The sequence below is a fragment of the Ornithinimicrobium pulveris genome, assembly GCF_050261105.1.
Classification (GTDB): domain Bacteria; phylum Actinomycetota; class Actinomycetes; order Actinomycetales; family Dermatophilaceae; genus Ornithinicoccus.
Window position 1 is genome coordinate 1,296,788 of record NZ_CP189837.1, and the last position, 19,421, is coordinate 1,316,208.

16 protein-coding genes are annotated in these 19,421 nt (G+C 68.9%); 6 read left to right on the forward strand and 10 right to left on the reverse strand.

The genetic code is table 11. The annotated features are described in order from the left end of the window. Positions 1–191: 191 nt before the first annotated feature. Complete coding sequence (locus ACQBAT_RS05970; protein WP_420746062.1) at positions 192–2,294, forward strand: DNA gyrase/topoisomerase IV subunit B; 2,103 nt, start codon at positions 192–194, stop codon at positions 2,292–2,294. A gap of 17 nt (positions 2,295–2,311) precedes the next feature. Here the strand turns inward: ACQBAT_RS05970 and ACQBAT_RS05975 are convergent, their stop codons facing one another. The 3 genes from ACQBAT_RS05975 to ACQBAT_RS05985 all read right to left on the reverse strand — a co-directional run bounded on the left by ACQBAT_RS05975 (position 2,312) and on the right by ACQBAT_RS05985 (position 4,606). Continuing rightward, positions 2,312–2,872 (reverse strand): hypothetical protein, encoded by a 561-nt coding sequence (locus ACQBAT_RS05975; RefSeq protein WP_420746061.1) that lies wholly within the window; start codon positions 2,870–2,872, stop codon positions 2,312–2,314. 359 nt (positions 2,873–3,231) lie between these two features. Then, positions 3,232–3,801 (reverse strand): DUF6318 family protein, encoded by a 570-nt coding sequence (locus ACQBAT_RS05980; protein ID WP_420746060.1) that lies wholly within the window; start codon positions 3,799–3,801, stop codon positions 3,232–3,234. Positions 3,802–3,964: 163 nt separating this feature from the next. Then, complete coding sequence (locus ACQBAT_RS05985; protein ID WP_420746059.1) at positions 3,965–4,606, reverse strand: sulfite exporter TauE/SafE family protein; 642 nt, start codon at positions 4,604–4,606, stop codon at positions 3,965–3,967. Between the two features lie 287 nt (positions 4,607–4,893). On the opposite strand from ACQBAT_RS05985, the gene ACQBAT_RS05990 reads away from it, so the two are divergent. Next, complete coding sequence (locus ACQBAT_RS05990) at positions 4,894–7,323, forward strand: DEAD/DEAH box helicase (RefSeq protein ID WP_420746058.1); 2,430 nt, start codon at positions 4,894–4,896, stop codon at positions 7,321–7,323. A gap of 170 nt (positions 7,324–7,493) precedes the next feature. Here the strand turns inward: ACQBAT_RS05990 and ACQBAT_RS05995 are convergent, their stop codons facing one another. Then, positions 7,494–8,822: a short-chain fatty acid transporter gene (locus ACQBAT_RS05995; protein WP_420746204.1), complete on the reverse strand. Its 1,329-nt coding sequence runs from the start codon at positions 8,820–8,822 to the stop codon at positions 7,494–7,496. A 167-nt stretch (positions 8,823–8,989) separates the two neighbouring features. Here ACQBAT_RS05995 and gdhA point away from each other — a divergent pair, with 167 nt between their 5' ends. Both gdhA and ACQBAT_RS06005 read left to right on the forward strand, forming a co-directional pair. Then, positions 8,990–10,336, forward strand: coding sequence for an NADP-specific glutamate dehydrogenase (gdhA, locus tag ACQBAT_RS06000; protein WP_420746057.1), 1,347 nt, complete (start codon positions 8,990–8,992; stop codon positions 10,334–10,336). Next, complete coding sequence (locus ACQBAT_RS06005; RefSeq protein ID WP_420746056.1) at positions 10,336–11,889, forward strand: phytoene desaturase family protein; 1,554 nt, start codon at positions 10,336–10,338, stop codon at positions 11,887–11,889. Before gdhA ends, ACQBAT_RS06005 begins: the two co-directional genes overlap by 1 nt. Before the next feature lie 30 nt (positions 11,890–11,919). On the opposite strand, the gene ACQBAT_RS06010 is transcribed toward ACQBAT_RS06005, so the two are convergent. The 3 genes from ACQBAT_RS06010 to aroQ form a co-directional block, all read right to left on the reverse strand. After that, on the reverse strand, positions 11,920–12,102 hold the full coding sequence (locus ACQBAT_RS06010) for a methionine/alanine import family NSS transporter small subunit (RefSeq protein WP_420746055.1): 183 nt from the start codon (positions 12,100–12,102) through the stop codon (positions 11,920–11,922). Next, positions 12,099–13,655, reverse strand: coding sequence for a sodium-dependent transporter (locus ACQBAT_RS06015; protein WP_420746054.1), 1,557 nt, complete (start codon positions 13,653–13,655; stop codon positions 12,099–12,101). Before ACQBAT_RS06015 ends, ACQBAT_RS06010 begins: the two co-directional genes overlap by 4 nt. Before the next feature lie 126 nt (positions 13,656–13,781). After that, entirely contained in the window at positions 13,782–14,225 is a 444-nt protein-coding gene (gene aroQ / locus ACQBAT_RS06020; protein ID WP_420746053.1) for a type II 3-dehydroquinate dehydratase, read from the reverse strand. 61 nt (positions 14,226–14,286) lie between these two features. Here aroQ and ACQBAT_RS06025 point away from each other — a divergent pair, with 61 nt between their 5' ends. Both ACQBAT_RS06025 and ACQBAT_RS06030 read left to right on the forward strand, forming a co-directional pair. Next, positions 14,287–15,222 carry a DUF429 domain-containing protein gene (locus tag ACQBAT_RS06025; RefSeq protein WP_420746052.1) on the forward strand — a complete coding sequence of 312 codons (936 nt, stop codon included), beginning with the start codon at positions 14,287–14,289 and terminating at the stop codon, positions 15,220–15,222. After that, positions 15,219–16,715, forward strand: coding sequence for an aldehyde dehydrogenase family protein (locus tag ACQBAT_RS06030; RefSeq protein WP_420746051.1), 1,497 nt, complete (start codon positions 15,219–15,221; stop codon positions 16,713–16,715). The genes ACQBAT_RS06025 and ACQBAT_RS06030 overlap by 4 nt, the downstream gene beginning before the upstream one ends. A gap of 83 nt (positions 16,716–16,798) precedes the next feature. Here ACQBAT_RS06030 and ACQBAT_RS06035 read toward each other — a convergent pair whose 3' ends face one another. From ACQBAT_RS06035 to ACQBAT_RS06045, 3 genes are all read right to left on the reverse strand, one after another. After that, positions 16,799–17,191 (reverse strand): hypothetical protein, encoded by a 393-nt coding sequence (locus ACQBAT_RS06035; RefSeq protein ID WP_420746050.1) that lies wholly within the window; start codon positions 17,189–17,191, stop codon positions 16,799–16,801. A 74-nt stretch (positions 17,192–17,265) separates the two neighbouring features. Continuing rightward, positions 17,266–18,042, reverse strand: a complete 777-nt coding sequence (locus ACQBAT_RS06040) for a helical backbone metal receptor (RefSeq protein ID WP_420746049.1) — start codon at positions 18,040–18,042, stop codon at positions 17,266–17,268. Then, complete coding sequence (locus ACQBAT_RS06045; protein WP_420746048.1) at positions 18,039–19,415, reverse strand: UTP--glucose-1-phosphate uridylyltransferase; 1,377 nt, start codon at positions 19,413–19,415, stop codon at positions 18,039–18,041. The genes ACQBAT_RS06040 and ACQBAT_RS06045 overlap by 4 nt, the downstream gene beginning before the upstream one ends. Between the last annotated feature and the right edge of the window lie 6 nt (positions 19,416–19,421).

Sequence of the window (19,421 nt, forward strand, 5' to 3'; positions counted from 1 at the left end):
GTGGGTCGGTCGACCCTCGCCCGGGGTTCACACAGTCAAGCACGACAACGTCGTGATGCCTCGTCTTTGTGCCCGAAGCGGGCGGCGTTTCGCTCAGCGCGTAGAACGGGAGGGTGCGGGGCGAGCCTGCGAAGGCCTGTCGGTGCCCGCGGTTACGCTGCCACAGCACCCGCAGACAAGGAGTTCCACCCGTGGCACAGGACTACTCAGCGCGACACCTGCAGGTCCTCGAGGGGCTGGAGGCTGTCCGCAAGCGGCCGGGCATGTATGTCGGTTCCACGGACTCGCGCGGTCTGATGCACTGCCTGTGGGAGATCATCGACAACTCTGTGGACGAGGCGCTGGGTGGTCACGGCGACCGGATCGAGGTGATCCTGCACCAGGACGGCTCGGTGGAGGTGCGTGACCGGGCGCGCGGCATCCCGGTGGACGCCGAGCCGCGCACGGGGCTCTCCGGTGTGGAGGTGGTCTTCACCAAACTGCACGCGGGCGGCAAGTTCGGTGGGGGCTCGTATGCCGCGTCCGGCGGCCTGCACGGAGTCGGCGCCTCCGTGGTCAACGCGCTGTCGTCGAGGTTGGACGTCGAGGTGGACCGGGGTGGCAAGACCTACGGGATGAGCTTCCGGCGCGGCGAGCCCGGAGTCTTCGAGGACGGGCGCAAGGAGCCCTCGCCGGAGGCGCCGTTCAGCCCGTTCCAGAAGAGCAGCGAGCTGGCCGTGGTCGGCAAGGCCCGGCGTGGGGTGACCGGCACCCGGGTGCGCTACTGGGCCGATCCGCAGATCTTCATCAAGAGCGCCAAGTTCGACTACGACGAGCTCGCCGCCCGGGCGCGGCAGACCGCCTTCCTGGTGCCCGGGCTGACGATGGTCATCCGGGACGAGCGGCGGCTGCCGGGGACGCCGGGGGAGGACGGCCCGCACGAGGAGGTGTTCGCCTACTCCGGCGGGATCACGGAGTATGCCGAGTACCTCGCCCCCGACACCGCCGTGACTGATGTGTGGCGGCTGCAGGGCTCGGCCAATTTCACCGAGACCGTGCCGGTGCTGGACGACCGCGGCCACATGGTGGCCAAGGAGGTCGAGCGCGAGTGCGAGGTGGATGTCGCGATGCGCTGGGGGACGGGTTATGACACCACCTTGCGCAGCTTCGTCAACATCATCACCACGCCCAAGGGCGGTACGCACGTGGCCGGCTTCGAGCAGGCGTTGATGAAGGTCTTCCGCAAGCAGCTCGAGGTCAACGCTCGCAAGCTGAAGGTGGGCAACGACAAGGTCGACAAGGACGACATCACCGCTGGGATGACGGCCGTGGTGACGGTGCGCTTGGCCGAGCCGCAGTTCGAGGGTCAGACCAAGGAGGTGCTGGGCACCAACGCCGTGCGCTCCATCGTCTCCAAGGTCGTGGAGAAGGAGTTGACCGAGCGGCTGACGAGCAAGCACCGCGGCGACAAGGCACAGGCTGCCCTGCTGCTGGAGAAGGTCGTCTCGGAGATGAAGTCGCGGATCTCGGCGCGGCTCCACAAGGAGACGCAGCGCCGCAAGAACGCTCTGGAGTCCTCGTCGCTGCCCGCCAAGTTGGCCGACTGCCGCAGCAACGAGACCGAGCGGACCGAGCTGTTCATCGTCGAGGGCGACAGCGCGCTCGGCACGGCCAAGCTTGCGCGCTCGAGTGACTATCAGGCGCTGCTGCCGATCCGAGGCAAGATCCTCAACGTCCAGAAGGCGTCGGTCTCGGACATGCTGTCCAATGCCGAGTGCGCCGCGATCATCCAAGTGATCGGCGCGGGGTCGGGACGCAGCTTCGATGTCGACCTGGCGCGCTACGGCAAGATCATCATCATGACCGACGCGGATGTGGACGGGGCCCATATCCGGACGCTGCTGCTCACGCTCTTCTTCCGTTACATGCGCCCGCTGGTGGAAGCGGGTCGGGTGTACGCCGCGATGCCGCCCCTGCACCGGATCGAGGTGGCCGGTGGCCGAGGCAAGGACCGGGAGTACATCTACACCTACACCGAGGGTGAGATGCGCAAGACGGTTGCCGCGCTGCAGAAGAAGGGCCGCACCATCAAGGAGCCGCTGCAGCGCTACAAGGGTCTGGGCGAGATGGACGCCGACCAGCTGGCGGAGACCACGATGGATCCGCGGCACCGCACACTGCGCCGGATCACGCTGGCCGATGCTGCTCGGGCGGACGAGGTCTTTGAGTTGCTGATGGGCACGAACGTCGCCCCGCGCAAGGACTTCATCGTCGACTCGGCCCACGAGCTGGATCGCGACCGCATCGACGCCTGAGCTCTGCGGCGCGACCTCTACGGGGTGCTGTAGAGACGGTTCGTGCTGGTGCGCACGTCGATCTCGGTCGCAGGACCCTCGACGGTGGCGCTGCCGGGGATGGGCCGCCAGTCGGAGCCATCGACGCTGACTTCGCCGCCGTACTCGACGCTGACATGCGCGTTCACCGTGGCCCGACTCGTGTATTCGTGCGTGATGTCGCCGTCGGGGTAGGGGCCGCCGAGGCTCGTCGTGGGCCCGATCGATGCGCCGTCACCGGTCACGTAGGTGGCGCCGATGAGCGAAGGGCGGATCCGGACCTCGTGGCCGATGAGGGTCACGGTGTCGATGTCGCCAGGCCCGTAGCCGGCGGCCGGCCAGGCAAGCTGGTAGTACACGGGCAGATTGACCAAGGTCGTGTTGTCGGCCGGCTGGACGACGAGTTGGGGGAGCGCAAAGTCCGTGCGGTGGAACTGCTCAAGGATCATCGCTTCGGTGAGTTCCTGCGCCGGCTCTCCCGAACGGGCCGGGACTAGCGGTGTATGACAGGTGTGGCCGATGAAGTTCCAGGCAAACTCTGTTGGGTCGTCGCGGTGCACTTCCCGACGCATGACTCGTGACAACGGGCCAGGGGAGCCTGGCTCAAACTGCTCACATTGCTCGAGGGACCAGGCGCAGATTTCGCGGCGAGGGTCTAGCGGTGTGTTGGCATCGCAATCGATCACGGCTGAGTACTCGTACCAGCTGGCCCATTCCGCCGGGGAGTCGCCACTCGATCCTTGTGGGCGGGAGTCGACTAGCGCTACGACGTCTGGTGGGGCTAACCAACCCGTTGTGATGCCGCCTCGGTCGCAGACGCGTCCGGAGAAGCCGCCGCCTCCTGGCGGTCCGCATCCTGGTTCTGGAGCTGGCGCGGGTGTGGGCTGGGAGAAGAGGACGGCGAGAAGGGCTGCGCCGATCATTGTTGTTCAATCTGAATTTCATCGACAAGCCAGCCCTCGTCGGAGTGATCCAGAGTGAAGAGGGCTTGAACCGTGGTCGCTGGCTCTCCACCGTGTTCGGCCTGATCGATTGTGAGGCTCACGCGACCCGAATCGTCAGCGATAAGTGCTCGAGGGTCGCGGTACCTGAGGTAAGTGAAGCCGGGTTCACCGTCTGTCGGTATCAGTTCCGTGATGCCCGCACACGACAGGCAGTCCGGTGTGGAGAGTCCCTCCATCGCGCTGGGGTCCGCGTTCGCGAACGCGTAGTTGTAGGTGTCGAGGTAGTGCTCGACAAAGGCGATCGCTCCCTCTTCGGAGTGCTCGTCAATGTTGTCGTTCGCCGTGGGCTCTTCGGTCGGCTCGGAGGTGACGGGTGCCGGCTCCGTTGTCTCCACCACATCATGGACCGGCGCTTGGGTGATCGGCGCAGCGGTCGCGGTGGTGAGGGCGTCTTCCTGGGTCGGCGGCGCTTGCGGTGAGGGCTGGTTGTCACAGCCCGCGAACAGAGCCAGGCAGGCCAAGGCGGGAACGATAGTGCGCTTCACGTGAACGGACCCCCCGGGGTCGTAGGCGTCGCTGCGGACTCTTCGGTCCGAGCATCGGTCCTGCCAGTGTGCCCTCTCGACCCTCAATATTCCGTTGTCCACAGGTAAAGACTTGGTAAGGCTTCCAGCCGCAGGACCATGTGGATAGTCGCTCGGTTCGGCTTCACAGGGCGCGTATCAGGACTGCGATCCCTGACACGATCGCGAAGGCGAGGACGAGGATCCGCACGATGGGGCCGTCCAGGCGGTGATGAACGAAGCGACTGAGCCACGCGCCGAGAAGCAGCGGGACCAGCAGCATCAACGTGTCCTTCAGCATCTCCAGGCTGATGAGACCACCCATCGCGAGCACGACGATCGAGATCACCTCGCCGATCAGGAAGCACAGTGCGACGGTCGCGCGAAGCGTGGGGCCGCTTGTGTTCCGGTAGGCCAGTGCGTACGGAGGACCGCCGATACCTGTGGAGGTCTCGGTGACTCCGGTGACCACTCCGGCCAGGCTGAAGGTCGTACGACCAGGCGTGAAGTTCGGTGCAACCAGGGCAAGGAGTGCCAGGGTGATCGTGGACAGCCCGATGAAAAGCCCCAGCGAGCGTGTCGAGGCGACGGTGATGATCCAGAGTCCAGCGAACGTCCCGAGGAAACGGCCCACCGTGATCCATCGAACTCCCCGCCAGTGAATGGCGTGCCGCTCGCGAGCGGCCACGTACGCGTTGAGCGGCAGCATGAGCAAGAGCACCACGACCGGGACCAGACCTGGCTCGATCAAGCTGAAGACCGGCACCGTGATCAAGGCGAGACCCATCCCTGGTCGAGCCTTGGATGAACGCCGCGATCAGGACCACCACGACGAGAGTGGCGAAGGCCAGGCTCATCGATGGACTCCTCCCCGGTGGAGTCGGCGGTCACCGATCACCGCTAGAATGGTAGGCGCAGTGTCCACGTGAGGCACTGGCCATGCCCTGGGACGATCCGATCCTGGAGGCCCGCGCGGGTGCCCATCGATGCACCTGGAGGTAGTTCCGGTCACGCCGTACGAGGCGTCGAGGCGAGAACAGACCTCGATGATTTCGTAAGTGAGTTGAGCCAACCATGGCCAAGAAGTCCGTCGGCAACCCCGGCAAGAAGCCCCGACACACCGCAGCCCAAAAGAAGGCTGCCCGGCAGGCCCGCGAGAAGCAGGCCCGAGCCCAGTTGAAGGGTCGAGGCTTCGACCCCCGCGGTGACCGCCGCACCGGGCGCGATGACCGCACTGATGACCGCGGCGACAAGAACCGCTGGCGCGACCGCGACGCCGCTGACCCCCGTGGCCGCGGCGACCGTGCTGAGCGCCGTGACCGCAACGAGGGTGGTGGCTACCAGCGTCGTGATCGTGATGACCGTGGCTACCAGGGTCGTGACGACCGCGGCGGCTACCAGCGCCGTGACGATCGTGGTGGATACCAGCGCCGCGATGACCGCCGCGATGACCGTGGTGGCTACCAGCGCCGCGACCGCGATGACCGTGGCTACCAGCGGCGTGACAACCGTGACGACCGCGGCTACCAGCGTCGTGACGACCGTGGCTACCAGGGACGTGAGGACCGCCGGGACAACCGCGGCTACGACCGCAGGGAGCGCGACGGCGACCGCGGCTACAACCGCCGCGAGCACACCTGGCGTGCCCACCGCGACGAGCGCGAGGGCCGCCCCACCGAGCGTGGCTTCCACGAGGGCCGCAGCTGGGATCAGGACCGCCGCCGCGATGACCGACGCCGTGACGAGCGTCGCTGGGACGACCGCCGCGACCGGGACAACCGCAGCAACGACCGCGCCGACAACCGGTACGACAACCGCTCGGACCGCCGCGACAACCGTTACGGCCGCGACGGCAACCGCAGCTACGCCAACCGCAGCGACGACCGGTTCGACCGCGGCAACCGCCGCTTCGACCGGGACGACCGCCGCGGCTACGGTCAGGACCACGACCCCGAGCTCGCCCACGCCGAAGCCGAGGCTGAGCGCGATGAGGCGGATGCGGCATACCAGGAGCGGTTGGCCGCGGGACCCCGCGAGGACTCGGGCGCACAGGTACACGAGGACAACGGCTTCGCCACCCTCGGCATCCACGAGGACCTGGTCGCCACCCTGGCGCAGATCGGCATCACCCAGCCGTTCCCGATCCAGGCCGCCACCATCCCCGACGCGCTCGCCGGCAAGGACCTGCTCGGCCGCGGCCAGACCGGCTCGGGCAAGACGATGGCCTTCGGGCTGCCGATGCTGCACCGGCTCGCCGGTCGCCCCCGCGCCGTCCCGCACCGTCCCCGCGCGGTCATCCTGACCCCGACCCGCGAGCTCGCGATGCAGATCGTCGACGCGCTCGCGCCGCTCATCCGGGCGATCGACCGGCGCTTCCTGCTCGTGGCCGGCGGCATGTCCTACACGCCGCAGCTAACCGCGCTGGACAAGGGCGTCGACGTGCTCGTCGCGACCCCGGGCCGCCTGATCGACCTGATCGACCGCTCCGCCGCGGACCTGTCCGAGGCCGAGGTCGTCGTGCTCGACGAGGCCGACCACATGGCGGAGATGGGCTTCGTCGAGGCGATCCGTCAGATCCTCGACCTCACCCCGACCGACGGCCAGAAGATGCTCTTCTCGGCCACCCTCGACCACGGCGTGGACCAGGTCGCCCAGACCTACCTCAAGGACCCGGTCACCCACTCCACCGACGACGCCACCGCGAGCGTCACCACGATGGAGCACCACGTCTTCCTCGTGCACCCGCACCACAAGAAGCCGATCACCGCGGCCATCGCCAACCGGCCCGGCCGCACCGTGGTCTTCTGCCGCACCAAGCTCGGCGCGGACCGCATCGCGGGGCAGCTGCGGGAGTCCGGCGTCTTCGCCGCGGCCCTGCACGGCGGGCTCAACCAGGCCCAGCGCACCCGGGTGCTCGACGCCTTCAAGGCGGGCACGCTGCCGGTGCTGGTCGCCACCGATGTCGCCGCGCGCGGCATCCACGTGGACGACGTGTCGCTGGTGCTGCAGGTCGACCCGCCCGCGGACCACAAGGACTACCTGCACCGGGCCGGACGGACCGCGCGCGCCGGCGACGAGGGCGTGGTCGTCACGCTCGCGCTGCCGCACCAGAAGCGCACCGTGGCCCGCCTGCTCGACCAGGCCGGCGTGGAGACCGACCCGACCACCGTGGCTCCCGAGGACGTCGCCGTGATCGAGACGGCCGGCGGCTCGGTCCCGACCGCTGACCCCATCCCGCAGAGCGAGCTCGACGCCATCCTGCGCCCCCGCCGTCCGCAGGGACGTGGCGGTCGGCCGGGTGGTCGCCCGGGCGGCGGGTCCCGGTATGGCGATCGCGGACGTGGTGGCAGCCGTGACGGTGGGCGGCGCTCGGGTGGCTACGGCCAGGGCCGCCGTCGTGATGGTCGTGACGGCGGCCGCGATGGTGGGCGCGACGGCGGCTACCGCGGCAACCGCTCGCGTGGCGAGGGCGACGGTCGCCCCGACTGGCGCCCGCGCGGCTGAGGCGCGCTGCGGCATACGGGACGGGGTTGCGACAGACCCACATGGATCGGCCTGGGGCGTTCACGTGAACGCCCCAGGTCGATCTGGTCGGGAGTGTCCCGACCTCGTTGGTCCGGGTGGAGGTCCGGGTGGAGGTCCGGGCCTTGGCCAGGACCCGTGGGGGAGTCGGCTCAGCCGCCCGGGTTCGGGCCGATGACCAGCATCGCGACCGTGTAGACCACGCCCAACGCGATCATCACCACGAGCGTGTAGCCCAGGATGTCGCGGATCCGCAGTTTGGCGATCGCGAGCAACGGCAGCGCCCAGAACGGCTGGATCAGGTTGGTCAGCTGGTCGCCATAGGACAGCGCCATGATCGCGACCTCGGGGTCGACGCCGAGTTGTTCGGCCGCGGTGAGCAGCACCGGACCCTGGACGGCCGCCTGGCCACCGCCGGAGGGCACGAAGAAGTTCACGATCGCTGCCGAGAAGAAGGCGAGCATGCCGAAGGTGGCCGGCGTCGCGACCGCCACGATCGAGTCGGAGAGCACCTGGATCAGCCCGGTGCCGCCCATGATCCCCATGATCCCGGCGTAGAGCGGGAACTGGAGCAGGATCTCGCCGACATTGGAGGCGCCACGCTTGGTCAGCTCGATGAGCACGAACGGGTTGGCGACCAGCAGCAGGATGATCGTCAGGAAGCTCCAGTTGACGATGTCGAGGGTGATCGAGCCGCCGTCGCGGAAGTGGATGACCAGGTAGAGCAGGAGCAGCAGGCCCGGGATGAGGGTCAGGGCACGGCTGGCGTCCAGCTTGTCGGCCGGGGTCTCGACGTCGTAGTGCACGTCGTCGGAGGCCATCTGGTGCTCGGGCATCTCGTGGACGGCGTCGTCCTTCTTCGGGGCCAGCAGGGCGAAGACCGCGCAGATCACGGCCAGCGCGACGGCGACGGTGATCATGTTCCAGGCCGCGAAGATCGTGCTGGTCAGCGGGATGGTCTCGCCGATGTGCTCGGCCAGGAAGCTGTCCGGGGTGGCGGCGGTGAGCGGGGCGGACCCGCTGTAGCCCATGTGCCAGACGGCCATGCCGGTGTAGCCACCAGCGACGAGCAGCGGGAAGTGCAGCTTCTCACCGCGGCGACGGGCGGCGGCGGCCACCTCCGTCGCCAGGATCGCGCCGACCACCAGGCCCAGGCCCCAGGTGAACAGGGCCGCCACGCAGGTGATGAGGGCGACGAAGACGTAGGGCATGATCCGGCCCTTGGGCACATTCGCCAGCTTGAGCAGCGCCCAGCGCACCGGGCCGGTGTTGGCCAGGATGTAGCCGAGCAGCAGGATCAGCGCCATCTGGGTCATGAAGGCCAGCAGCCCGGCCAGGCCGTCACCCCAGGACTTGACGACGTCGACCGGGCCGGAGTCGGTCAGCACGAGCGCCCCGATCATTACCACGACGGTGAGGACGATGGCGAAGACGAGGGCGGAGGGGATGAAGCGTTCGACGAGGGTGTTCAACGGGCCCATAGCCTTGTTGATCCCGGATCTGGGCTTGGTGATGGTGCTCGGTTCGCTCACGAGTCCTTTCTTTCCTGCAGCGTCGAAGGAATGGGAGGGAATAGGTATGCGGGTGGCAGCATATGATGACGGCCAGTCCGACCGCCCGAACCCCCGTCACGGAAGGTCACCGCTCAATGACGTCGATCGACCCTGCTCTGCAGCACGCCTACAAAGAAGTGCTGCGCCGCAACCCCGGAGAGTCTGAGTTCCACCAGGCGGTCGAGGAGGTGCTCGGCAGCCTGGGCCCGGTCATCCAGCGCCACCCGCACTATCTCGCCGAGCGCGTCATCGAGCGCCTCTGCGAGCCGGAGCGGCAGATCATCTTCCGGGTGCCGTGGACCGATGACCACGGGCAGGTGCAGATCAACCGCGGCTTCCGGGTGGAGTACTCCTCGGTCCTCGGTCCCTACAAGGGCGGCCTGCGCTTCCACCCCAGCGTGCTGCTGGGCACGGTCAAGTTCCTCGGCTTCGAGCAGATCTTCAAGAACGCGCTGACCGGGATGCCGATCGGTGGAGGCAAGGGTGGGTCGGACTTCGACCCCAAGGGCCGCTCGGACACCGAGATCATGCGCTTCTGCCAGTCCTTCATGACCGAGCTCTACCGCCACCTGGGGGAGTACACGGACGTGCCCGCCGGCGATATCGGCGTCGGCGGCCGCGAGATCGGCTACCTCTTCGGTCAGTACAAGCGGATCACCAACCGCTACGAGGCCGGCGTGCTCACCGGCAAGGGCATCGCCTGGGGCGGGTCGCAGGCCCGCACCGAGGCCACCGGCTACGGCACCGTCTACTTCGCCGACCAGATGGTCCAGCACGCGGGATCCTCGCTCGACGGCCTCGACGTCGTGGTCAGCGGCTCGGGCAATGTCGCGATCTATGCGATCGAGAAGGTCACCGAGCTCGGTGGCCGGGTCCTCGCCTGCTCCGACAGCTCCGGCTATGTCGTGGACGAGAAGGGCATCGACCTCGAGCTGCTCAAGGACATCAAGGAGGAGCGCCGGGAGCGGATCAAGGTCTACGCCGACGAGCGTGACGGCGCGACGTTCGTCGAAGGTGGCCGGATCTGGGACGTCTCCGCCCAGATCGCGCTGCCGTGCGCCACGCAGAACGAGCTCGACGAGGACGCCGCGACGGCAATGGTCAAGGGCGGCGTCAAGGTGGTGGCCGAGGGCGCCAACATGCCCTGCACCCCCGGCGCCGTCAAGGTCTTCCAGGACGCCGAGATCCTCTTCGGGCCGGGCAAGGCCGCCAACGCCGGCGGTGTAGCGACCTCCGCGCTGGAGATGCAGCAGAACGCCTCCCGCGACAGCTGGTCCTTCGACTACACCGACGGCCGCCTCGAGGAGATCATGCGCGGCATCCACGAGAGCTGCGTGAAGACCGCCGAGGACTACGACCGCCCCGGCGACTATGTGTTCGGCGCCAACGCCGCCGGCTTCGTCCGGGTCGGGGATGCGATGCTGGCCATGGGCGTCATCTGATGCAGGTGACCTCCCACGACGTCGTCATCGTCGGCGGCGGGCACAACGGGCTGGCCGCGGCGGCCTACCTGGCGCGCGCCGGGAAGTCGGTGCTCCTTCTCGAGGCCCAGCCCAGCCTGGGTGGAGCCACTGTCAGCGCCGACGCCTTCGACGGCATGGGCGCCCGCCTGTCCCGCTACAGCTATCTGGTCAGCCTGCTGCCACGCCAGATCGTCGACGACCTCGGGCTGCAGCTGCGGCTGGCCCGGCGCCGCTACTCCTCCTACACCCCCGTGCCGGGCGGCGAGAGCGGGCTGCTCGTCGACAACCACGACGCCGACGCCACCGCGCGCTCTTTCGCCGCGGTCGGCGCGGCCGCGGACGCCGAGCGTTTTGATGAGTTCTATGCCCGTTCCGGCGAACTGGCCAGGCGGCTGTGGCCGACCGTCACCCAGCCGCTGCTGCGGCGCTCGCAGCTGGGTGAGCTGGTCGGCGACGACACGCTGCTGCGCGACTTCGTCGATCGCCCGCTCGGCGAGGTGATCGAGCGCACCTTCGCCAGCGACCTGGTCCGCGGGGTCGTGCTCACCGACGGGCTGATCTCCACCTTCGCCGACGCGCACCAGGCCGACCTGCGGCACAACATCTGCTTCCTCTACCACGTGATGGGCGGCGGGACCGGCGACTGGGACGTCCCGATCGGCGGCATGGGCCAGGTCTCCGACCAGCTCGCCGCGGTCGCGCGCGCCGCGGGGGCGGAGTTGCGCACGGGGGCTCGGGCGACGGGCGTCGAGGACGGGGCGGTCACCTGGACCGACGAGTCCGGTATGTCGTCGCGCGCCACCGCGCGCCACGTCCTGTGGGCGGCCGCGCCGGCCGTGCTCGATGAGCTCGCGGGCAGCCCGGGGGAGCGGGTCGAGGGCGCCCAGGTGAAGGTCAACCTGCTCCTGTCCCGGTTGCCGCGCTTGCGTGAGGCGGGGGTGGCCCCCGAGGCCGCCTTCGGCGGGACCTTCCACATCAACGAGACCTACATCCAGTTGCAGACGGCCCACGACGACGCGGTGGCCGGGCGGATCCCCAGTCCGATGCCGGCGGAGATCTACTGCCACAGCATCACCGACCCCTCGATCCTGTCCCCGCAGCTGCAGGAGTCCGGCGCCCAGACGCTGACCGTCTTCACCCTGCAGACCCCCGACCGCCTCCTGGACGAGGTGGATTCCCTACCCGCCGCACGTGCCCAGCTTCAGCGGGCCACCCTGGCCTCGCTGTCCTCGGTGCTCGCCGAGCCGATCGAGGACGTCATCATGCGTACGCCCGAGGGCGACCTGTGCGTGGAGACCAAGACCACCCGCGACCTGCAGGACGTCCTGTCCATGCCCGGCGGCAACATCTTCCACGCGCCCCTGACCTGGCCGTGGGCCGACGACGACGCCCCCCTGCAGACCGCCGCGCAACGATGGGGTGTGGACACGCCATACAGGGGCATCCTGCTCGCGGGAGCCGGCTCGAGGCGAGGCGGCGGCGTCAGTGCCCTGGGCGGATACCACGCGGCGCGGGCGGTGCTCGAGAGCTGACCGCCCGCGCCGGGGTGGAGGTGACCTGACCTAGAGGTCGCGGTCCGGGTGGGGCCGGGAGAGCCGGTCCTGGTCGCCGCGGTCGACGTCCGGGTCGGGGAGCTCGTGGTCACTGACCTCGGGCTGGGACCGCAGGAACAGGATGCTGGCGATCAGCCCGCCCCAGACCAGGGCCATGGCCACGATCATCATGACGACGGCGACGGGGGTCATCGGCGAGCCTCCTCTTCAGCGCGGTCCCCGAGCGGGGGCCAGGGGGTGAAGTCGGCCTTGTCGCGGCCGTTCCACGGGATCATCGTCAGGATCGCCGCGCCCACGAGGACGAAGGCGATGGTGCCCCAGCCGAAGAGGCCGAGATACCACTGCGGCAGGTCCTCATAGCCCTGGGTGATCAGCGAGATCAGCTTGTCGATCAGCATGATCGTCAGGAAGACCGGGGCGACGATGCCGATCATCGCCACCCACCAGCGGCCGACCTTGAAGGTGGAAACCGCGTTGAGGTGACGACGCAGCAACTCCGAGCGCCGGTAGACCCAGACCACCAGGATCGCCATCGCGATCGCCGAGACCACGATGCCGATGTTGTTGGCCCACTGGTCGACGGTGTCGAGCGCGAGCAGGCCCGAGGTGGTGGAGAACAGGGCGACCGAGATGGTGCCGCAGATCACCGAGACGGCGATCGCGCTCATCGTCGAGCTCAGCCCGAACTTCTCCGAGACCGACGCCGCGACGCCGAGCAGGATCGAGATGATCGAGGTGAAGCCGGCCATGATCAGCGAGGCGAAGAAGACCACGCCGAAGATGTTGCCGCCGGGCATCTCGTTGATCACCGCGGGGAAGGTCACGAAGGACAGGATCGGGCCGGTCAGCCCCTCCAGCTCGCCGACCGAGGTGTTGGCCTGGTGAGCCATGAAGCCCAGCGTGGCGAAGACACCGATGCCGGTTAGGATCTCGAAGGAGGAGTTGGCGAAGGCGACGACGAGACCCGAGCTGGTCATGTTGGCCTTGCGCTTCTGGAAGGAGGCGTAGGTGACCATGATGCCGAAGGCGATCGACAGCGAGAAGAAGATCTGGCTGTAGGCCGCGATCCACACCGAGAGGTCGGTCAACGCGCTCCAGTCCGGGGTGAAGAGGGCGTTGAGGCCCTCGGTGGCGCCGGGCAGGGTGAGCGCCCGCAGCACGAGGCTGATGAAGGCGATGAACAGCAGCGGGATGAAGATCACGTTGATCCGCTGGACACCATTGGTGACGCCGAGGGCGATCACGACCAGGACCGCGATCCAGACCAGGACCAGGGGGATGGCCACGGCCGGGACGATCGTGGTCGAGATCTCCGGGTCACCGACCTGGAGGTACTCGCCGACGAAGAAGTTCAGCGTGTCCTGGCCCCACCGCAGGTCGAAGGCGTAGACGAAGTAGCTGCACGCCCAGGCGATGACGGCTGCGTAGTAGACCGCGATGACGAAGGACAGGACGATCTGGAACCAGCCCAGCGCCTCCGTCTTCTTGGCCATCCGGCGGTAGGCGAGCGGGGCCGCAGCACGGTAGCGGTGCCCGATCGCGTAGTCGAGGAACAGAATGGGGATACCCGCGGTGAGCAGCGCGCACAGGTAGGGGATGAGGAAGGCCCCACCACCGCTGTCGTACGCCACCCCGGGGAAGCGCCAGATGTTGCCCAGGCCGACCGCGGAACCGACGGCGGCGAGGATGAAGCCCGTTGAGGAACTCCAGGTCTCCCGCCCGTCCGCGCCAACATTCTTGGCCACCGGACCTCCTTTGAGGACACGAAAGTCGCTGCGGTGCGGCAGCTCGCCCCGGGGCGCTGGTCGTCCCCGATGAGGGGTGAATCTACGCCCTTTCGGGTGATGGTGGGGGAATCTCCTGACGTCGCGTCAGCCGTGTCGTCGCGCGAGGTGGTCCACGGCGTAGGCGTATCCGCGGATCCCGGCTCCGGCGATGCTCGCCTCGGCGACCGAGGATAGGTATGACGTGTGCCGGAACCGCTCGCGGGCGGCCGGGTTGGAGACGTGCACCTCGACCATCGGGATGCCGGTGCCGCGGACGGCGTCGAGGAGGGCGATCGAGGTGTGCGTGTAGGCCCCGGCGTTGAGGACGACGCCGATGATGTCCTCGTCACGACCGGCCTCCTGGAGCCAGTCGACGAGCTCGCCCTCGTGGTTGCTCTGGCGGCATTCGACGCCCACGCCGTGCTCCTGGGCGGCTCCGGCGCACAGCTCCTCGACATCGGCCAGGGTGTCGCTGCCGTAGATCTCCGGCTCGCGGGTGCCGAGCAGGTTGAGGTTGGGGCCGTTGAGCACCAGGATGCGCCGCGTCATGGGCCTAGCGTGGCATACCGGGGGCGGTGGGCTGTCGGTGCCGACACCTAGAGTGGGAGCCATGACGGACACATCGGTGTGGCAACGTTTCCTGGGCCTGTTCCGCCGCGACAAGAGCGCAGGCGGCGACAAGGGTGGCGCAGCGGTCAAGGGTGGCGCAGCGACGAAGGGGCGCGGTGCTGGTAAGGCTGCTGCTGGGAAGGCAGGCGCGGGGAAGGGCGGTGCCGGTCAGGGTGGTGTTGGCAAGGGCAGCCAGGCTCGCGCGGGGCGCAGCCAGCCGAGCGGAAAGCCGGGCCGTCGGGCCGATGCCGATCGGCAGCAGCCGGTGCTCGGCCTCGCCGCGACCAAGGACGGCTGGGTCGGCGCGGTGCTGGACGCTGCCGGGCACGGGACGCCCGCGATCGTACAGGCCACGACCGTCACCGAGGCCGTGGAGGCCGCTGGCACCGTGACCGTGGTCGCGCTGGATGTGCCGCTGGGGCTGCCCGACGAGAGCCGCCGCGCGGCCGATGTGGAGGCCCGCAAGTTCCTCGGCAAGCAGGCCGCGGTCGTCACCGGGACGCCGGTGCGGGAGGCGGTCTACGCCGGGAGTTTCAGCGAGGCCAACGCGATCAACCGCGAGCGGATCGGGTCGGGCCTGTCCCAGCAGGTCTACGACCTGCTCCGGCGGATCATGGAGGTCGACACCTACGTCCGGCAGGACCTGCCCTTCGTGCTGGTCGAGACCCTGCCCGAGGCGGCCTACACCGAGCTCGCCGGGGACCCGCTGACCTCGCGGCGTCGCACGGCGCCCGGCAACACCGAGCGGCGCGAGCTGCTGGCCGGCGCCGGCATCTTCGCCCCGACCACCGCCCCGACGGGGGTGGCCACCGAAGACATGCTCGACGCCTGCGCGGCTGCCTGGAGCGCGCACCGCGTCAAGCTCGGCGAGGCGCGCACCCTGCCGGAGCGCCCCGAGCGCTTCTCCGACGGTCTCGACGCCGCGATCCACCTATGAGCACCAGCAGCGGCGAGCAGCTGCCGAGCATGGACGGCCCGGTCCGCGACTACGGAATGCTGATCGGCGGCGACTGGGTGGCGGCCGAGGCTGGCGAGACCATCGAGGTGATCACCCCGATCGACCGCAACCGGGTGATCGCCACGACGCCCAGGGCGCGTGCTGCGGACGCCGAGCGTGCGGTGAAGGCTGCGCGAACGGCATACGGGACATGGTCGGCGACCACCCCCGCGGAGCGGCAACGGGCGCTGGCGCGCATCGCCGACGACCTCGAGGGGATGGTCGAGGAGCTCGCGGCGCTGACCGCGCTCGACACCGGCAACGCGATCCGGACCCAGGCGCGGCCCGAGGCGACGCTGACCGCGGGCGCCTTCCGCTATTTCGCTGGGCTCGGGGCCGAGGTCAAGGGGGTAACCCTGCCCGGTGGGCCCGAGGCGCTGTCCTACACGCGGCGGCTGCCGCTGGGGGTGGTCGCCGGGATCCTGCCGTGGAACAGCCCGCTGATGATCGCGGCCTTCAAGCTGCCGGCCGCGCTCGTCTCCGGCAACACGGTCGTGCTCAAGGCGGCCGAGGACGCGCCGACCACGATCCTGGAGCTGGCGGAGGTCTGCCAGCGGCACCTGCCGCCCGGCGTGCTCAATGTGGTGACCGGATACGGACCCGAGGTGGGCGACGCCTTGGTCGTGCACCCCGATGTCGACAAGGTGAGTTTCACCGGCAGCTCTCGGGTGGGAGGGCAGGTCGCGGCCAAGGCTGGCGACCGGTTGGCCCATGTCAGCCTGGAGCTCGGCGGCAAGTCGCCGACGATCGTCTTCCCCGATTCCGACACCGACGAGGTGGTCGAGCAGGTGCTGCTCGCGACCCGGTTCGCGCGGCAGGGGCAGAGCTGCACCTCCGGCTCGCGGCTGTTCCTGCACGACGACATCCACGACAGTTTCCTCGACAGATTGGTCGCGCGGGTGGCGACGCTGAAGGTCGGTGATCCCCGTGAGGAGGAGAGCGACCTCGGCTGCATCATCAACCAGCGGCAGTGGGATCGGGTGCAGGGGTATATCGAGGACGGCCTGTCGACCGACGGGGTGGAGGTGGCCTACGACGGGCGGTCGGCGCTGACCGTGGGCGAGCCCGGTTTCTACCACGCGCCGATGATCCTGTCGCAGGTGTCGAACGACTGGCGGATCGCGCGCGAGGAGATCTTCGGGCCGGTGCTGTCGGTGCTGCGCTGGCGAGATGAGGATGAGGTCGTGCGGATGGCCAACGACTCGCACTACGGCCTCGCAGCCTTCGTCTTCAGCCGCGACATCGGCGCCGCGCTGCGCACCGCGCACCGGGTCGAGGCCGGCTGGGTGCAGGTCAACCAGGGCGGCGGCCAGCAGGTCGGCCAGTCCTACGGCGGGATGAAGGCCAGCGGTCAGGGCCGTGAGTTCTCCCTCGAAAGCATGCTCGAATCGTTCACCCAGATCCAGCAGATCAACGTCGCCCTCGCCGACTGACCCCCGCCCCGCCCCGCCCCGGCACCCTCTTCGACCGGACGCGCGTGGTGTCGCCGATCAGCCCGACCGGACGCGCTCAGTGCTCAGTGTTCGATCTTGGGCTCGGCCTCGGGGAGGTCGAGCGGCTTGCGGAAGCTCAGCACGGCCAGCGCGATCACGCCGACGACGTAGAGCACGCCGATGCTCTGGTGGATCGTCGACCAGCCCATGTCCATCTCGCCCAGGCCGACCTGGACGATGCCGATCACCGCCATCCCGGCAGCGTGCATGAACAGCCCCCGGTTGCCGCCCCGGCGCGACCACAGGTAGGCGCAGACGGCAGCCACGATCATCAGCACCAGCGAGATCTCGCCCATCCGGCCATGCCAGCCGCGGTCCATCCAGCCAAAGCCCGAGGTGAGCTGCAGCAGACCCAAGATTGAGGCGATCACAGCGGCGACGCGCAGGATGGTCAGGGTCACGGACGAGTTCTTCATACCCACCATCCTCCCAGATGCGGGACGCGTCACCAACGTGGGTTGCGGCATACGGGCGTCGACTGCACCCCGGGTCAGAGCGAGTCGAGGAGAGAGCGGGCCTCGATCATGGCCGGTCCGTACCAGGTGAGGAGGCGACCGCTGACCAGGCGGGTCGGTGTCCGGGTGAAGGCTTCCGGGCCGTCCTCGGCGGTGAAGACGTACGGCTCGTCGGGCAGCAGCACCAGGTCTGCGCCGGCGCCGTCGATCTCCTCGAAGCCCACCTTCGGGTAGCGGTCCTCGTGCCCGCCTAAGACATTGCCGACGCCGGCTCGCTTGAGCAGATCAGTCGTGTAGGTGCTGGCCCCGACCACCATCCACGGATCCCGCCAGATCGGCACCGCGACCGACGTCCGCACTTCCTCGACCTCGCCGCCGAAGAGCCGATCCACGTCAAGCAGCCAGTCCGGCTCGTCCCACTGCAGAACCACGGTGAACAGCTCCCGCAGACAGCGCAGCGCATCCTGCACCGACTCGATCACGCCCACCCAGACCGCGATGTCCGCCTCGCGCAGCCGCCGCACGTCGAGCTCCCGGTTCTCCTCCTGTATGCAGATCACCAGCTCGGGCGCGAGCGATTCGATCGCGCGTCGGTCGGGGTTCTTGGTGCCGCGGACCCGGCGGACGTCCAGGTCGGCAGGGTGGGTGCACCAGTCGGTGGCGCCCACCAGAGCCTCGGGCCGGGTGGCGGCCACCGCTTCGGTGAGGGACGGGACGAGGGAGACCAGCCGCGTCAGGGGAGCGGCCGGAAGCTCAACCTCGGCGCCCAGGTCGTCCGTGACGACCCGGCTCTGACCTGGGGGCGTGCTCACTCGCCCAGGGTCGTGCCGCCCTCGACCTCCCCACCCTCCTCGCCGAGTTGAGCAACCCCGACCACCCGCACGTTCGCGCCAAAGGTCCAGTCGCCCTGCACCTCGAGCCGCTCGGCCTGCACCAGCGACGGCGCTCCCGCCGGGAAGCGGTCGTCGAAGTCGCCGATCATCCCGTAGTGGCTCTTGACCAGGTCCACCACCGGGGCGGGGTCGACGGTGCGCGACAGCCGGGCCGAGGTGGGATCCACGGCATACACATCGGAGCGGAGCAGGAGCAGCTCGTTGGTCGTCTTGACCGGCACGAAGCGCTCGCGGGTCACACCCACCGACACCGCGTCCTCGAAGAGCTCGACCGCCCCGCCCATCGCGGTCTCGATCTGGATCACCTCGGTGGAGGTCTTGTCCTTGGGGTCTACGGTCTTGGCGTTGCGGATGAGCGGCAGCTCCAGGACCCCGTCCCGCTCGGCGAGCATCGCGCGCAGCCGCTCGAGGTCGAACCACAGGTTGTTGGTGTTGACATAGGGGTGCTTGTCCGCGTCCATGAAGTGGACCATCTCGTCCTCGGCCGTCTGCGCCGTGTCGCGCAGCACCAGTCGACCGTCCGAGCGGCGACGCACGAGGTGGCCGCCCTTCTTGTCCATCTCAGTCCGGTGACAGACCTCGGCGGCATAGCCCGCCCCACTCGCCGCGAACCAGGCGGCCAGCGCCCCGTCCGGCACCGCGCCCAAGTTGTCGACATTGGACACGAAGGCGTAGCGGTAGCCCTGCTCAAGCAGCGTGTCCAGGATGCCGCTGGCCAGCAGCGAGGGGTAGAGGTCGCCGTGGCCGGGCGGACACCACTCCAGGCGCGGGTCGGCCGGCCACTCGACCGGGGTCAGGTCATCGGCCCGCAGCTTGGGCTCCTGACTCTGCACGAAATCCAGCGGGAGGCCCTCGACCGGCAGCTCGGGATAGCGGGCGAGCACCTCCAGCGTCGCCTCCTGGGTGGAGAAGGAGTTCATGAAGAGTAGGGGGAGCCGGACGCCCAGGTGCTCGCGAAGCGCCAGCACCTGCCGCACGGTGATGTCCAGGAAGGACTCGCCGTCGCGGACCGGCAGCAGCGACTTCGGCCCGGCCAGCCCCATGGACGTGCCCAGGCCACCGTTGAGGGTGATCACCACCGTGTGGTCGAGGGCCGCGCGCTCGGCCTCCTCATCGCGAGGCAGGTCGGCGTGCAGGACGGCCGGCAGCGCCGGCTCCACGTCCGCCTCGGCGATCAGCCCGGTCGCGCCCGCGGCCAGGTTGTCGTAATGCGCGGCGAAGGTGTCGATCGCGGGCTGGCTGACACCCGCCTCATGCATCCGGTCGAGGGCCTGCTGGCGTCCATCGCTCATGATTCC